This window comes from Verrucomicrobiota bacterium, from assembly GCA_016200005.1.
GTDB lineage: Bacteria > Verrucomicrobiota > Verrucomicrobiia > Limisphaerales > PALSA-1396 > PALSA-1396.
On the sequence record JACQFP010000039.1, the window covers coordinates 42,252 to 59,121 of the forward strand.

Annotated in this window: 9 protein-coding genes and 1 riboswitch; of the genes, 3 read left to right on the plus strand and 6 right to left on the minus strand. The window is 57.8% G+C overall.

Annotated features, from left to right (window positions below):
• Positions 1-7 precede the first annotated feature (7 nt).
• A complete protein-coding gene (locus HY298_14585; protein MBI3851482.1) occupies positions 8-3,328 on the plus strand; it encodes a UTP--glucose-1-phosphate uridylyltransferase in 3,321 nt (1,106 codons plus the stop codon).
• A 341-nt stretch (positions 3,329-3,669) separates the two neighbouring features.
• Positions 3,670-6,681, plus strand: a complete 3,012-nt coding sequence (locus HY298_14590) for a hypothetical protein (protein ID MBI3851483.1) — start codon at positions 3,670-3,672, stop codon at positions 6,679-6,681.
• A 590-nt stretch (positions 6,682-7,271) separates the two neighbouring features.
• Here the strand turns inward: HY298_14590 and HY298_14595 are convergent.
• Positions 7,272-7,562: a helix-turn-helix domain-containing protein gene (locus HY298_14595; GenBank protein MBI3851484.1), complete on the minus strand. Its 291-nt coding sequence runs from the start codon at positions 7,560-7,562 to the stop codon at positions 7,272-7,274.
• A 444-nt stretch (positions 7,563-8,006) separates the two neighbouring features.
• Here HY298_14595 and HY298_14600 point away from each other — a divergent pair, with 444 nt between their 5' ends.
• Complete coding sequence (locus HY298_14600) at positions 8,007-8,609, plus strand: hypothetical protein (protein ID MBI3851485.1); 603 nt, start codon at positions 8,007-8,009, stop codon at positions 8,607-8,609.
• Between the two features lie 389 nt (positions 8,610-8,998).
• On the opposite strand, the gene HY298_14605 is transcribed toward HY298_14600, so the two are convergent.
• The 5 genes from HY298_14605 to HY298_14625 form a co-directional block, all read right to left on the minus strand.
• Entirely contained in the window at positions 8,999-9,568 is a 570-nt protein-coding gene (locus tag HY298_14605; GenBank protein ID MBI3851486.1) for a dCTP deaminase, read from the minus strand.
• The gene (locus HY298_14610; GenBank protein MBI3851487.1) at positions 9,565-9,825 is read right to left on the minus strand and encodes a hypothetical protein; all 261 of its coding nucleotides are present in this window, start codon (positions 9,823-9,825) and stop codon (positions 9,565-9,567) included. The genes HY298_14605 and HY298_14610 overlap by 4 nt, the downstream gene beginning before the upstream one ends.
• Before the next feature lie 143 nt (positions 9,826-9,968).
• Positions 9,969-11,030, minus strand: coding sequence for a ribonucleotide-diphosphate reductase subunit beta (locus tag HY298_14615; protein ID MBI3851488.1), 1,062 nt, complete (start codon positions 11,028-11,030; stop codon positions 9,969-9,971).
• A 5-nt stretch (positions 11,031-11,035) separates the two neighbouring features.
• Positions 11,036-13,372, minus strand: coding sequence for a 5-methyltetrahydropteroyltriglutamate--homocysteine S-methyltransferase (metE, locus tag HY298_14620; protein MBI3851489.1), 2,337 nt, complete (start codon positions 13,370-13,372; stop codon positions 11,036-11,038).
• A 2-nt stretch (positions 13,373-13,374) separates the two neighbouring features.
• The gene (locus tag HY298_14625; GenBank protein MBI3851490.1) at positions 13,375-16,263 is read right to left on the minus strand and encodes a ribonucleoside-diphosphate reductase subunit alpha; all 2,889 of its coding nucleotides are present in this window, start codon (positions 16,261-16,263) and stop codon (positions 13,375-13,377) included.
• 192 nt (positions 16,264-16,455) lie between these two features.
• Positions 16,456-16,652: riboswitch (cobalamin riboswitch) on the minus strand.
• Between the last annotated feature and the right edge of the window lie 218 nt (positions 16,653-16,870).

Consider the following 16,870-nt stretch of genomic DNA (forward strand, 5'->3'; position numbering starts at 1 on the left):
ATTGCTCATGGCCAACACGCTGATTGAGATCATCACCTCGACCGACCCAGCGATTCGGAACCGCTCACTCGATTCCGTATGTCGCGACGCGTCGGCTGAACAACTCCTGGCGGCTTGCGCCGAACTCGACAACTTCCGCCGACACAGTGACAACCTGTACGAGCGCGTTCGGGCTTTGTTTTTTTTGTATGCGACTCACCGATTTCATTTGCCGGCCCGGTCCGGCATTGGCCAGCGCGGCTTGATTCCTTTTTCGGGTTTCGAGCACTTGTTGCATCGCCGGTTCGCCGAAGCGATTGACCACTTTCTCACCGCGCAAAGCACCCAAGGCCCAAGCCAGGCCATCTCCAGCGCCCTGGCAGCGGCGTATCAACGGCTCGCCTTCCAGACGCTCGCCGATCAGGTGCGTCGCAGTGTCCGCTCCGTTCGTGGCAACCAGTGGATGTTCCGCATGGGCCATCCGACGGATCATCCTCTGCGCATCCGTCCTGAGTTGCTACTGCGCGACGCCGACGGTAGCTACCCGATTTTGCGGGAGCGCACACCGGTGCGGATGGACCTCAGCCACAGTGGTTGGAGCGACATTTTCTTTCTGGGCATGGATTTCCCGGAGGGCGCGCGTGTGCTTAACGTGTCCATCGATCTTGGCGTGCATGGCCGGGACGCTTCACCGCGGCCGCCCATCGAAGTGTTTTTGCGTGTCATCGGCGAACCGGTCTTGCGGCTGACCAGCGTCGATCTTGGCGCCAGCGCGGACATCAACAACCTCACGGAGGTCTTCGATTTTGCGCGTGATTACCTCGGCCTGCTCAAGGCGGCCGTCATCGCCGCGGGCATTGTGCCGCCCGGCATCGAAGGTTCGGGACAGAAACTCGCGGATCTGCTGGCGCGCGTCGTCGGGACGGGCCGCGGGTTGGAAATTGTTTCCAACGTCAACAGCATCCCCAAAGGTTCGCGGCTGGCCGTTTCCACGAATCTGTTGGCCTCGCTGATTTCAGTCTGCATGCGCGCAACGGGTCAGGCGAAATCGTTGGACGGCACGTTGCAAGAGGACGAACGCCGGCTGGTGATGGCGCGCGCGTTGCTCGGTGAATGGCTCGGCGGTTCCGGTGGTGGCTGGCAGGATTCCGGCGGCGTGTGGCCGGGCATAAAACTCATTTGTGGCGTGCTGGCAGGCGAGGATGATCCGGAATTTGGCATCAGCCGGGGCCGCTTGATGCCAACACATCGCATTTTCGATCAGCACGATGCCTCACCGGAAACCCGGCGCCGGCTGCAGGAGAGTCTCGTTCTGGTTCACGGCGGCATGGCCCAAAACGTCGGGCCAATCCTCGAGATGGTCACGGAAAAATATCTCCTCCGCTCCGATGCCGAGTGGCAGGGCCGCCTGCAGGCCATGGGCATTTTGGATGACCTCCTGGAGGCGTTGCGAGCCGGTGATGTGCCACGGGTCGGAGCGCTGGTGACGCGCAATTTCCATGAACCAATCCAAACCATCATTCCTTGGGCAAGCAACTTTTTCACGGAGACGCTTATCCGGCGCGTGCGCGAGGAGTTCGGAAAAGATTTCTGGGGCTTCTGGATGCTTGGAGGCATGGCTGGCGGCGGCATGGGTTTTATTTTTGAACCGGCACACAAGGCGCGCGCACAGGAGCGCCTGCTGATCATCATGTCGGAGACCAAGCGCGAACTGCAACACGCCCTGCCGTTCGCAATGGAGCCGGTCGTTTATGATTTTGCCATCAATGAACGCGGCACCTGGGCCGATCTGCTCTCCGGGCCGGAGGCATTGCTGCCCGCCGCGTATTACTCGATCCACGTTCCTCATTGGTTGCGGGCCGAGCCGCAGACGTTGCCGGCTGAACGCCGTGTGGAAATGGGCAGGTTCAGCACCGCCTGCCACACTCGACCCGAATTGGGTGGCATGATGTCCACGCTGTTTGACCGCCTGCTGCCCCAACCTAAGACGGAGGCTGGCCGGCAACAAAGCCTTGCCGAATTGCTCGAACAAAATGGCTTCGACCGCGCTCAACATGATCAAATTAGCGACGACCTCAAAGCGGGCCGCATCGGACTGGCGCAAAACCGTCTCCCCCCCAGCACCGACATCCGTGACGTGGGCGATGGCGATGTGTTGAGCGTGATTGATGGACGCGCCGAGCAGTATCGCGAGGCTGGTCTCGCGGCGCTGGCACGCGGTGAGTTGGGCATCGTCACGCTGGCCGCCGGTGTGGGCAGCCGATGGACGCAAGGTGCCGGCGTGGTGAAAGCGCTGCATCCCTTCTGCCGACTGGGCGGCGAGCACCGGACATTCATCGAAACGCATCTGGCCAAGAGCCGGCGCATGGGCAGAATGGTGGACCACCCGTTGCCGCACATCGTCACCACCAGTTACCTGACGCATCAGGCCACCGCCGATTATCTTGCGAAGCAAGGCAACTATGGTTATCCCGGCCCGCTGTTGCTGTCGCCTGGCCGCTCCATCGGTTTGCGGATGGTGCCGATGGTTCGCGACCTGCGTTTTCTCTGGGAGGAAATGCCGCAGCAAATGCTCGATGAACAGCAGCAAAAGGTCCACGACAGCCTCCACGCCGCGCTGCTTGGCTGGGCACGCTCGGCCGGCGAGGGCAACGACTACACCGACAACCTTCCCGCCCAATGCCTGCATCCGGTCGGCCACTGGTTTGAATTTCCCAACCTGCTCCGCAACGGCGTGCTCGCGCGTCTGTTGACCGAACGGCCCCAATTGAAGCATCTGATGATGCACAACATTGACACGCTCGGCACCGACGCCGATCCGGCAGTCTTCGGTCAGCACATGGCGGAAGGCGGTGGCCTCACGTTTGAAGTCATCGCGCGGCGACTGGAGGACCGCGGCGGCGGGTTGGCCTGCGTCAACGGCCAGGTGCGGCTCGTCGAGGGTCTGGCTATGCCGCGGGAGGAAGTTGAATTCACGCTCAGTTATTACAACTCGAATACCTGCTGGATTGACATCGACCAGTTGTTGACGGCCTTCGGCCTGACCCGCAGCGATCTGGTGAACGCGGAAAAAGTCGCCGCCGCCGTCCGCGCGTTGGCGGCGCGGATGCCGACCTACGTCACGATCAAGGAGGTGAAGAAACGCTGGGGCCATGGGCAGGAGGATGTTTTTCCCGTGAGCCAGTTTGAAAAACTGTGGGTGGACATGACAGCGCTCCCGCAGCTCAAGACCCGTTTTGTGGTGGTGCCGCGCTTGCGCGGACAGCAACTCAAGGATCAAGCCCAGCTTGATGGCTGGCTGCGCGACGGCTCGGCCGCATACGTCGAGTCGCTGTGTGAGTGGACGTAGGCGCGGAATGGAAGGAGCATGATTTCAAATGCGGTGTATTCGTTGTTCGAGAGACCGATTGGAGTGATTTGAGTTCAGAAGTTCCCGCCATCCAGTAACGCGGCGATGACAAGTTCGTGACTTCGTAAAATTTCGCGAAAATGTTGCTTGACAGCCACGCGAACATTTGGTGAGGTTACGGGTATTCCAACAACGCCAGTCGATCGTATGGTTTCTGACGCAGACATACGCCGACGGGTTAGTTCAACCGCCGGGGGCACAGGGAAACGGGTTGAGGTCGTGCTGCACGAACGACGCCAATCCGAGAGGAAGAAAACAATCATCATTAACCCTTCAGCACTATGAACATCTCGAAAATTCCAAGAACGTCCTTCGTGAAATCTTTGCCGGGTTTCGTGTCAGCGGCCGCTCTGTTGCTGGCCTTGACGACTCCCGCGGCATGGGCGCACTGGCCAAATACCAACGCGACCAAATGGGTCCAGTATCCGGATCCAACCGACAGAGGCATTGATGTGCTGGCCAGTCCGGTTCCCGGAGCGCAATCGATCGCCCTGGCGGATGACTTTTTGTGCAAGCAAACCGGGCCGATTACCGACATCCACATTTGGGCGTCCTGGCTGGGAGACAAGCCAGCCACTAATGCAGTTATCACCTTGAGCTTCTGGTCGGACGTGCCGGCCACCAACAGCCCTACTGGCGGTCTCGTGCCCAGCCATCCCGGAACACGACTTTGGACACAGACGTTCGGTCCGGGCCAATACCAAGTGAAAGCGTGGCAGTCAGCACACGAACTGTTCTGGAATCCAGACCAAGGCATCATGGGAAATGACACCATCATGTGGCAGTACAATTTCTATCCGGATCCAGCCGGGGCTTTTAGGCAGCAGGGAACGCCGACGGCACCGGTGGTTTACTGGCTCTCAGTGTCCGCGGGGCCGACCGGCATACCGGCATTTGGCTGGAAGACGTCCACCAATCATTGGAACGATGACGCGGTGTTTGGACATCCGGATACTGGCGGGAATGTGTCGGATTGGAAGGAGTTGCGTGACCCAAATAGTCCCGCCAATCCCATCAGTCTCGACCTTTCTTTTGTGTTGACGACACCACAGGTCATCACCAACCCGCCGCCACAACCGCCGGTCAAGTGGGTACAGTATCCTGACCAGTCACCCGAGGGACTCGACGTTCAAGACACGTTTCCGAATATTCTGGCCGACGACTTCCTCTGCAAATCTGCCGGACAGATCACCAACATCCAGGTCTGGGGCTCCTGGCTGGACGACAACGTGGATCCCAATACGCGATTCACGCTCGGCATCTGGAGTGATGTTCCAGCGGGAGCCAGTACCGCGGGCGCAAACATCACCTACAGCCATCCCGGGCAGTTGTTGTGGACGGCTACTTTTAGCGCGGGGGATTACACGTTTGGGGTCTATTCCACGGGACCAGAGCAATTCTACGATCCGAATCCGACGCCACCGTTCTTGGGGCCTGACAACCAGATCTGGCTCTACAACTTTACTCCGAAACTGCCCTTCTGCCAGAGAGGCTCCACCAACCAGCCAGTGGTTTACTGGCTTTCCGTCATCGCCCGGACGACCAGCGGCCACCAGTTTGGCTGGAAGACCTCGACCAATCACTGGAACGACGACGCCGTTTATGGTCATGTCACCGCAGCGGGTGGGCCGGTCAATGATTGGAAAGACCTTCATGACCCGAGGTCCGGCATCAGTCTTGATCTCTCGTTCCGCCTCCAGAATGGCCCACCCATTGATTGCGACCCGCAACACAAACCGAAATGGGTCCAGTGGCCCGATCCGTCCACCAACGGCATCGATGTGCGCGCCACCTATCCGAAAGTTTTGGCGGATGATTTTCCGTGCCGTGTTCGCGGCCCGATCCGCGGCATCACGGTCTGGGGTTCGTGGTTGAACGACAAGGTGGACCCCAACACCATATTTCAACTGAGTCTATGGGATGACGTGCCGGCTGTGACCAACGCGACCGGCGTTACTCCCAGCCATCCGGGACAACTGCGCTGCAGCAGTCTCTTCTATCCGCCTCAATCCACTTCCGCCGCCGCCTCGTTCCTCCGCTACAAGTATCGCCTGGATGTAGATAATGTGCGGGAGCAGTTCTACGATCCCGACATTCCCCCTCCCGGCGGCATCATTGGGAACGACACTCAAATCTGGCGCTATGACTTTTATCCGCGCCAGAAATGCTGGTTCCAAGATGGTTCGCCATTCAATGGCCGCAAGATCTTCTGGCTGTCGGTTTGTGCCTTTACAGACACCAACCAGTTTATGTTCGGCTGGAAGACTTCCACCAACCACTTCCAAGACGACGGCGTTTATGGGCATCTTGGCCCCAACAACAATGCGCTGGGTGATTGGAAAGATCTCCACGATCCCAACCCGCCAGGCAACAGTTTGGATTTGTCTTTCGCGATCCGGACTTTCCCGGTCGTAGGTCTGAACAAGGACTTGCGGAACGTGACTCAACAAACCGCCGACGGCCTGCAGATTGTCGTCGCGGGCATTCACGAAGTCACCTGGCACTACGATGACAATGCTTCAGGCACGCCGTGGCCGAATTTCCAGTCCGGTGATGCCGGAGGCAACACGCTCCTTCAATGGTCTGGCAAGCTGGTGACCAACGGGCAAGTCAGCCATGTCGGCTTTGAAATGGCCGGTACACCGCCCGACCCGCAAATCGTCTCGATGAGCTGGCTGCAGGGCAACGTCGTCATCGGCAAGCCCATCCAGGTCAACCCGCATGTGCTGGCCAACAGCGGGATGTTGACATTCGCCAACGACCTCTTCCCTGGTACGTTGATGCTGAACCAAGGACACGTCGAGTGGTTCATGGACCCACCGGGTCTGGATATGATGATGCCCGGCGTCAATCGGAATCCCATGGGTTCAGCGCCGCTGCAATTCGACATGCCATACCTGATGCCAGGCGGAGCGATGATGGTTCCCATCCCGCCTGCGCCGATGGGTGCAAGATACTCGTTCTTCGACGTGTTTGTTGACCTTGCGCCGGGCGCCAGACCAAGCGGCATCGGTCCGGCAGGCGTCGCTTCCGCGACCGAAGACTTTCTCTTGATGGCGCTCGACGCCGAGGTGCAACCGATCATCGAGGACATTCAACTGAGCGGTACTGACGCAACCGTCACTTGGACGTCCGTGCCCGGAAGAACCTACCGGCTGCAGTCCAACAGTTCCGTCAACGGAGCCGTCTGGACGGACTTGGGCGATGTGGCCGCGACCGATCCGGACACCAGCATGACGGTGCCGATTGGCGGCGACCAAACCTACTATCGCGTCGCCCTGCTGCCGGAGTAAACGCGACCAAAGATCGTAAGCCTTCTCCCTGCCTCAATGCGGGGAGAAGGCTTCTTCATTCAACCGCCTAAACCTGGACTGGCCTGGCGCACCGGCGGGTTCAACGGTGTTCGCGAATAACATTGGCAGCGCAGGTGGGATGCATTACTGATTACTCCGACACGGCGGGAAGGGTGGCTGAGTGGTTAAAGGCACCTGACTCGAAATTGTAAAACGCACTTTTGGCCATCTTTAGCTATGATGTGAAATCGCTGATTCGCTCAATGTTTACAAGGGTTTTATTCGTGTTCAGCGTTTATTTTGATTAGCTCCTTTTGGCTCCAAAAAGCGCGAATAGTATAGAAAAGCAGTATAGAACTTTCCCCCGCTGAAAGTGCCGGAATTCAAAATAAGCGAGCGCTTTTTGCAGCGTTGTTTTCACCGAGTGCGCGAAGGGAGATGCGTGACAGTGGACCCGAGGAATCTTCAACCCGCGGGGTCAACGTCTTGCGGCACTTTTCGGCGAGAGGTTCCCGGCAGGATCGCCGACAGGTTCAGGAATTATTCTTCGCGTCCGGTTGTGAGCCGGGCGTTGGGTTGACTGAGGGGGCTCAGTCGGCCTTCAAGAGTCTGAGCAGTTCGGAGCGCGGCACAAGGAGTTTGCCGCGCAACGCGCGGCAGGGCTTCAATTTGCCCCGCTGAATGAGCCGGTACACACTGAAGTAATTCACGCCTAACAGGTCGGCGGCTTCCTGGATGGAATAGGCCAGCCGTTCGATCGGCGTCGGCGGTTCGCTTGGGGTTTTCGTAGGTGAGGAAAGCAATGCGCCGCCCTGCTCAGCGGGCGCGACCTGATTGGACTCCGCTGTTTCGTGGACTCGCTCTGCAAAATGCGTGGGCATTTGCTTCCATTTTAGGGGCGGGCGGGGTGTAGGTCTCAACGGCTCGGCGGTAATTGTCCCGAAGTGCGGGTCCCTAGCTTGTAATGTATCTATCGAAGCTGCACCTGATTCTCAACGCTCCACCCTCCGCTGCCCCGACATTTCTTCCTTTCCCATCATCAAGTCGAAAATTGAAACACTTTCCTGTCCGGCAATCGGAAGGGGCGCAGAGCGTAGAAGCCACCGGAAAAGGAGTTCAGAGGGCTTTGCCCTTCGGCATGGGCTCGGGCCGGAGTGAGGCCCAGCGCCGGGGTTTGAGGACGCGCGAGTCCCCAACAAAGGCCGGCCGCTGAACCCTCTCGCGGATCCAGCGGCGCAAAATATGGGAGGGGTCAATTTTCGTCGAGCATCATCAATGTGACCGCGGGTTGCGGGTCGTCAATGTCGGCCGGGCCGCAAGTCGCGATGAGTTTTGCGAGGCGCGGGTTTGCGATTGTCGTTGCGCACGTAGAGCGCGAACCGCAAGCGCTCGTGGCCGGGCCTGCTGCATCGCATCACGAGGCCCGGCATCCAGACAATATCCCAACCTCGATGCAACCTTGGAGTCACTTGCGACATAAGCGTCGCCTTGTGCTGTTTCACCGGATCAAGCCGTTGACGCACCTTTTTTTGCCGAATTCATTTGGGTTGTTGAATTGCGGCACGTTCGAAGACAGTTCGCCGTCAAACACCAGTGGCGTGAAGAAATTGACACCGCCAACCGAACCTCACTCCCAAGAGATCGCGGCGAACACCAGAGCCTTGAGGCGAAGGGATTTTTCCACGAACCGTATCACCATCACCATTTGGCTTTCCGCAAAGGAGGCCGCAAAGAAACTCAGTGTCTCCACCGATACCATCGGGCGGCGGGCGATCGAGTGGCAAGAGTCGCCCGAACGATACAAGGTGCGCTACAAGTATCTGGTCTTGGACAAGGGTGCCGAACCGCCACGATCCGCCTGCGTTGGCGAGTTGTCGGCGAGTCAATTCAGTTTTATCCGAATGGTGGCGGAGTCCGCCAGCCACTGAAACTTTCACTGAAACTCGACGCTTTTGCCTCCAAAAACCCAGCAAAAAGGCTGGAGGCGGGAGTCGGAATCGAGCAGGTCTCTCATCTATCCAAAACCCCGCCTAAACCGTTCGACAGCGGAAACTTCTCTAAGTGCTGCACTTGTAAGAACATTAACACCGCTGGACCCTGTAATCAAGCCTACAATTCTCAACAATCGCCTACAATCATCAGCCTTTTCCAACACTTTTAGTGCCCGTTTTAGTGCCCGTCATTTTCATAACAGCACGAGAAAGTGGGGAGACACTGTTTGCGATACTTGCTGTTCCTCACGGTCAAATTAGGAATGTGGGATTACTACAGATTGTGGTGATCGTCTGAAGCAAGTTACTCCACCGGTGGCGAGAACTCAGTGAAGTGGCGTTGTGATTCCTCGCTGCTTCTGATATTTTCCGCCTCGGTCGGCATAGGAAGTTTCGCAGACCGCAGCGGCGCGAAGGAACAACACCTGCGCCAATCCTTCATTCGCGTAAATCTTCGCGGGCAGCGGTGTGGTGTTGGAAATTTCCAGCGTGACGTGTCCTTCCCATTCCGGTTCAAAAGGCGTCACGTTGACGATGATGCCGCAGCGGGCGTAAGTGCTCTTGCCGATACAAATAGTGAGGATGTCTCGCGGGATGCGGAAATACTCAACGCTCCGGGCAAGCGCGAACGAGTTGGGCGGCACAATGCAAACCGCCGCCTGCAAATCCACGAAGGACTTCGCGTCGAAGTTCTTTGGGTCAACGACAGTGTTGAAGACATTGGTGAAAACCTTGAACTCGTCCGCCACGCGCAAGTCGTAGCCGTAGCTCGACAGGCCGTAGCTGACGACACGTTGGCCGTTATCAAGTTGTCGGACTTGGCGTTGGATGAATGGTTCAATCATCCGTTGCTCGACGGCCAGGCGACGGATTTGTTTGTCAGAGAGAATACTCATGCGGTTGGAACGGTATGGGTGAAAGGACAATGACGGCAGCCGTTGCCGCAGCAGTAGCGGCGCTTTAAGTGATAGACTGCCGTGAACACGATTGTTCCGTGTTCATCAAGATAGAAATCTCCAGATTTGGCCGGCTGAACTCCGCAAACCTCAGCGCGCACGCGGCACAGGACGGTTTCAGCGTCGTCGGATATCGCCGCGTGGCGTGCCACGGCAGACAAGCAGCGCTGGCAGAGGCAGGCTGGCTCAAGGTGCATCTCGGCGACATGACGTGCCATTGTAGGTGGAATGCTGACGGCCTCGCACCAACAAGGGCCTTTGTAAAGACAGCCGTTGGCGATGCGACACTCATTCGCTTCACAACAGATTGGACAACACCGGTCGTTGGCCAGTAAAACATTCACCACGCAAGCGAGCCGCCAGTTTGATACTCAGTCACGCGGGTCTCGAAAAAATTCTTCTCCTTCCCCAAGTCAATCGTCTCGCTCATCCATGGGAAGGGATTCTTCGAGCCGTGTTTCGGCTGAAGACCGATGCGCTCCAAGCGTCGGTCAGCAATGTGTTGGACGTATTCGCGGAACAATCCGGCGTTGAGGCCGAGAATGCCGCGTGGGAGACAATCTTCGGCGTATGCGATTTCAAGTTCGACGGCCTGTTCGATAAGCCGCTGCAACTCCGTCTGAAACTCCGCCGTCCAAATCTCCGGGTTCTCGGCCTTGATGCCGTTGATGAGATCAATGCCGAAATTCAGGTGAATGGTCTCATCGCGCAAGATGTATTGGAACTGCTCGCCCACACCGGTCATGCGGTTCTGGCGATGAAACGACAGCATCATCACGAAGCCGCTGTAAAAGAAAATGCCTTCCATGATGACGTAGAAGCCGACGAGGTTTTTGACGAAGCGTTGCATTCCCGCGACGGTTTCCGTGCTGAAATCCGGCTGAAGGATGTCGCTGGTCAGCTTCATCTCGAACGTGTCCTTGTCGCGGATGGAATTGACCTCGTGATACATGTTGAAGACCTCGCGTTCGTCGAGCGCGAGCGATTCGCAGATGTAATGGAACGTGTGCGTATGGATCGCCTCCTCGAACGACTGCCGCAGCAAATACTGCCGCGCTTCGGGATTCGTGATGTGCTTGAAGATGGCGAGGACGATGTTGTTGCCGACGAGACTTTCGGCGGTGCTGAAGAAGCCGAGGTTGCGCATGATGACCTGACGTTCGTCGGCGGTGAATTTGTTGGACTTCCACAACTCGATGTCCTTTTGCATCGGCACTTCGGTGGGCATCCAATGATTCGCGCAGCCGTTGAGATAATGTTCCCACGCCCACTTGTATTTGAGCGGCATGAGTTGGTTCACGTCCACCGCGCGGCAGTTTAACAGCCGTTTGTCTTCAGCGTTGATGCGCTTGGTGAGGTCGTGATTTTGCGGACGTTCGTTCGTTGTGTTGCAACAAGACATAATTGTTAGTTGATGGTTGATGATTCAGAGTTGATGAATTCACGGGCCGCTTTGGCGGCGGCAACGAGATTCTTCAGCGCCGGTTTCACTTCTTCCCAGCGGCGGGTTTTCAAGCCGCAGTCAGGGTTCAACCATAGGCGTTCCTTCGGGATAACCTTCGCGGCAGCGTGGATGAGGCCAAGCATTTCGTCCGCTGAGGGAACGCGCGGCGAGTGGATGTCCCACACGCCTGGCCCGATGTCGTTCGGGTAATGGAACTGCGCGAACGCGCCGAGCAATTCCATGTTCGAGCGCGAGGTCTCGATGGAAATCACGTCGGCGTCGAGAGCGGCAATGCTGGCGAGAATATCGTCGAACTCGCAGTAGCACATGTGCGTGTGAATTTGCGTATCGTCACGCACACCGCTGGCAGCGAGACGGAAGGCATCCACCGCCCAATTCAAATACTCCTGCCAGTCGGCGCGGCGCAGCGGCAATCCTTCACGCAACGCCGGCTCGTCAATCTGGATGATGGGCAGGCCGGCGGCTTCGAGGTCGCGCACTTCATCGCGCAACGCGAGCGCGATTTGTTTGGCCGTTTCGCTGCGCGGCTGGTCGTCCCGCATGAAACTCCATTGCAGTATTGTGATCGGGCCGGTGAGCATTCCTTTCATCGGCTTGCGTGTGAGTGACTGTGCGAGCTTCGACCAGCGCACCGTCATCGGTTGCGGACGGGAAACGTCGCCGAAAATGATCGGCGGTTTGACGCAGCGCGAGCCGTAGCTCTGCACCCAGCCGTTCTCGGTAAAAACAAATCCGGCAAGCTGCTCGCCGAAATACTCCACCATGTCATTCCGCTCGAACTCGCCATGTACCGGCACGTCGAGGCCGACTTCCCCCTGCCAGCGGATGCACTCGGCGGTTTGCTGTTCAAGAAATTTTTCGTAGTCGGCGGATGAAAGCTCACCTTTCTTGAAACGTGCGCGGCCAGCGCGCACTCCCTCCGTCTGCGGAAAAGAACCGATGGTCGTGGTGGGAAACGCTGGCAGATTCAACCGCGCCTGCTGTTTTGGCTGGCGCGTGGTGAAGGCATTTTGCCGCTGCAAATCTCCCGGCGACACAGCCTCAGTTCGGAGTCTAACAACCGCATCGTGGATGCGCGGGCTGCTTCGGCGATTCGCAATGGCTTTGCGGTTTTCCAGCAAGGCCGCGCTGTCGCCATTCTGGTTCACGAGTTGCGCGAGTAAGCCAACTTCCGAAAGTTTTTCCTTCGCGAACGCGAGCCAGCTTTTAAGTTCCGGGTCGAGTTTAGTTTCATGCTTCAGACTCAAAGGTGAATGAAGCAATGAGCAGGACGGTGAAACGATGAGCCGGTCATTTCCGATGGCTTTTGCCGCTTTTTGCAGCAAGTTTAGCGAACGCTCAAAATCGTTCCGCCAGATGTTGCGTCCATCCACGACGCCGAATGAAAGCTGCATTGTCGGCGGCAACTCGGTGAGCAGGCGGTCGAGTTCGTGCGGTGCGCGCGCGGCGTCGAAATGAAGCGCCTCCACCGGCAATTGGCAGGCAGTCGCGAGATTTTCGCGCAGGTCGCCAAAATAAGTCGCGAGCAGAAGTTTCAATCCTGGCGCGGCTTCGTGAAATTGTGCGTAGGTAGTGCCAAACGCAGCACGTTGTTCCGGCGTCAAGTCGAGGCATAGCGCAGGTTCATCCAGTTGCACCCACTCCGCGCCTTGGGCATGGAGACGGCGCAGAATTTCGGCATAGACCGGAAGCAACTTCGGCAAAAGCGAAAGCCGGTCAAAGTTTTCCCCGCGCGTTTTGGCGAGCAGGAGAAAGGTTATCGGCCCGACGAGCACTGGCACAGTGCGGATGCCAAGCGCCAGCGCCTCGGCAAACTCGTCGAAAGGTTTCGTGGAGGAGAGCCGGAAAGTTTGCCCCCCCTGCAATTCCGGCACAAGGTAGTGGTAATTCGTGTCGAACCACTTGGTCATTTCCAGCGCAACGGCTGGACCGCCGCAACTTCCACAGTCGTCACCTTTCCCACTGACACCGCGTGCCATTGTGAAGTAGGTGGCAAGGTCAACGTGCTCGCCCTGCCAGTGGAATCGCTCCGGCACTGCACCGAGCAACGCGCAGGTGTCGAGCATCTGGTCGTAAAGGCTGAAATCGTTTGACGGGATGAGGTCAATGCCGGCAGCGCGCTGGCGTTGCCAGTTCTCAGCGCGGATGGCTTTGGCGACTTCGACAAGTTGCGCCTCGGCGATTTTCTTCGACCAGAAGGATTCGAGGGCGCGTTTGAGTTCACGCTTCGCCCCGATGCGGGGGAAGCCCAGGTTATGTGTTCGTATGTTTTTGTTCATGTTCATTGGCAAGCCTCGCACGTTGGGTCGTTCAGTAAGCACGCTTTCACGGGCGCAGCTTCGGCTTCGGCGGAAACCGGCTCGCCCTCGCGTTGAACTTGAATGTCTGCTGACGCGCTTTTGTTTTTCATCCAGCGGGGTTGCAGGCCGCGCCGGTTCGTGTCCGTGGTGGACTTTTCAATCTGCGTCGCGGCGAGCGAGCGGAGATAGTAAGTCGTCTTGAGTCCCTTTTCCCACGCGAGGAGATACATTTCGCTCAATTGTTTGCCGTTCGGCTGCGCGAGATAAAGATTCAGAGACTGGCCCATATCCAGCCACTTCTGTCGGCGGCTCGCGCATTCGATCAGCCAGCGCGGCTCAATCTCGAACGCGGTGCGATAAAGCCCCTTCAGTTCCGCCGGGATACGCTCAATCTCCTGAATCGAACCGTCGTAATACTTGAGGTCGTCCAACATTTCGTCATCCCACAAACCACGTTGCTTCAGGTCAGCAACCAGGAACGTGTTCGCCGTGGTGAAATCGCCGCTCAAGTTGGCCTTGGCGAAAAGATGCTTGTAGGTCGGCTCGATGGACTGGCCGACCCCGACAATGTTCGAGATGGTTGCCGTTGGCGCGATGGCCATCGTGTTGGAATTGCGAAGGCCGTGCTGGTGGATGACTTCACGCGCGCGCGACCAGTCGAGCCGTGCGGTGCGGTCCATGTCCACGCCGCCGCCGCGCTCCTGCGCCAACAGTTCAATAGTGTCAAGCGGCAGCAAACCCTGACTCCACTTCGAGCCTTGGAACGTCGAGTAAGCGCCGCGTTCCTTTGCGAGTTCGGACGAGGCGAGCAGCGCGTGATACGCAATCAACTCCATGCTCGTGTCGGCGAACTCGACAGCGGCGGCACTCGCGTAAGGCAGGCGGAGCTTGTAGAGCGCATCCTGAAAGCCCATCAGACCAAGACCAACCGGGCGATGCTTGAGATTCGCGGCTCGCGCCTCGGGCGTCGGGTAGAAGTTGATGTCAATGACATTGTCCAGCATCCACATTGCGGTGCGGATGGTGCGGGCGAGCAAGTCACCATCGAGGCCATTCTCGGTGACATGCGCCGCGAGATTAACTGAGCCGAGATTGCAGACGGCGGTTTCGTCCACGGACGAATTGAGCAGAATCTCGGTGCAGAGGTTGGAACTGTGGACGACACCAACGTGGCTTTGTGGCGAGCGGATGTTCGACGGGTCTTTGAAGGTGATCCACGGATGCCCGGTTTCAAAAAGCATCGTGAGCATCTTGCGCCAAAGCGCGACGGCTTCGACGCGCCTGAAGAGCTTGATGTGGCCCGCGTCAGCTTCACGTTCGTAATGTTCGTAGCGTTCCTCGAAAGCACGGCCATAGAGGTCGTGCAAATCCGGCACGTCGCTCGGACTGAACAACGTCCAATTCCCGTTCGTCTTCGCGCGCTTCATGAACAGGTCGGGAATCCAGTTCGCGGTGTTCATGTCGTGCGTGCGGCGGCGTTCGTCGCCGGTGTTCTTGCGCAGTTCGAGGAAGTCTTCGATGTCGAGATGCCACGTTTCGAGATAGGCGCACATCGCGCCTTTGCGCTTGCCGCCCTGATTCACGGCGACGGCGGTGTCGTTGGCGACTTTGAGGAATGGAATCACGCCCTGGCTCGTGCCGTTCGTGCCTTTGATGTGGCCACCGGTGGCGCGAATGTTCGTCCAATCGTTGCCCAAGCCGCCCGCCCACTTGGACAGCTTCGCGTCGTCGCTGATGACTTTGAAGATGTGGTCGAGGTCGTCCATCACGGTGCTCAGGTAGCACGAACTGAGTTGCGGATGCGGCGTGCCCGCATTGAACAGTGTCGGCGTGCTGCTGACGAAGCGGAACGTCGAGAGCACTTCGTAAAATTCAGCGGCGCGCTCGTTCTTCTTCACGCCTTCGTTGATGGCGAGGCCCATCGCCACGCGCATCCAGAAATACTGCGCCGTTTCCAGCCGCTGCCCCTCGTGGTGAATCAGGTAACGGTCGTAGAGCGTCTGCGTGCCCATGTAGGTGAACTGCTGATCGCGGTCGAGACGAAGCGCGGTGGCGAGTTTCACCAGGTCAAACTTCAGGAGTTCGGGCGAGAGCCGACCGACTTCAACTCCACGCGCGACGTAGCTCGGGAAGTAATCACGGTGCCGGGCGGCAAGTTCCGTCGGTGTGCTGAACGGTGGCAACGCTTCGCGGTAAATCTTCCGAAGCAACAAACGCGCGGCGACGAATGTGTAGTCGGGTTCATGCTCAATGCGGGAGCGCGCCGCAAAAATCATTGCCTGCTCGATTTCCTCCGTCTTCACACCGTCGTAGAGGTTCTTGAGTGTTTCATCGGCGAGGCCGCTGGCGGAGCAGTTCGCCTCGACACCCCGGCACGCACTGATGAGGCGACGACGAATGCGTTGCGAATCAAGCGGCTCACGGTTGCTGTCCGGGAGCATTACGAACAGTTGCGCTTGCGGCACACCCTCTGTCGTGCGGTCGCCGCGCAACGCCCGTGCTTTCCGTCGTTCTTCGCGATAAAGGATGTAACGTCGGACAATACTGTGATGTCCAGCCTCCATCAGTTGCGTTTCAACCAAGTCTTGGAGGAACTCGATTTCGAGCGTGTCACCTTTCACCGCGCGAGTGATGGCGGCGTGAATCACCGCGTTGGCGACCCAAATGACGTTATTCTGCGCGGCGGGCGGCAGCGACTGATCGCGATGAAGTCCGGCGTCGGCTTTGAACGCGGCTTCGATGGCAAGTTGAATGCGGGTCTCGTCAAAGGCAACGACGCGACCATCGCGTTTGCGGACCGAAAAAGGTTGACCTTGTAACGGGTCGAGTTGCACCAGCCGGAGCTGGCCGTCGAGTTGTTCGTGCAGCATGTCGGGCGATTTCCTGTTGGCGGCTGCCACACCGCATTTCACTACGAAGGGAAACCGCTCGTGCGCGACACGCGGGCACAAAAATTCCCGCAACCACTCACGAGGGAGTGAAGGCGGGCCTCAAATGACTCCGAACAAGCTCGTCTTTTCCCTCATCCTGTCTTTGGCAAGACAGTTGCCGACGTCATGTCGGACTTGATGAGCATGAAAAGCAGGTCTTCTGGCTTCGAGGTCATCCTACTTGCCTCACCTTCCCATCCAAAATCGGACAGTGGTTTTTTTCAGGCGTTCGTCGCTCGTTACAGCGGGACTTTACCACACGGGATTCTCACCCGTTTTCCTATTCTCCCTTGGCTTTCGCCACGGGCACTCTTCATGTTAATAACACAACTAATTGTGCTTGGACTCAAAGAACTGTCAACAGATTGTATTAGGACTAGGAAGTCGTCAACACAACTCTTCCAAGTTGTCGTGTAGCAAACAAAGTTGGAAAAGAGTGTGCGATCAAAGTTGGAATGGATTCAGAACACTGGGCAATGGAGCAGAACGATGGGTTTGGCTTCTGGGTCTGGAGCGTGGCGGAGGTAGTAAATGTCTCCATCGGGGC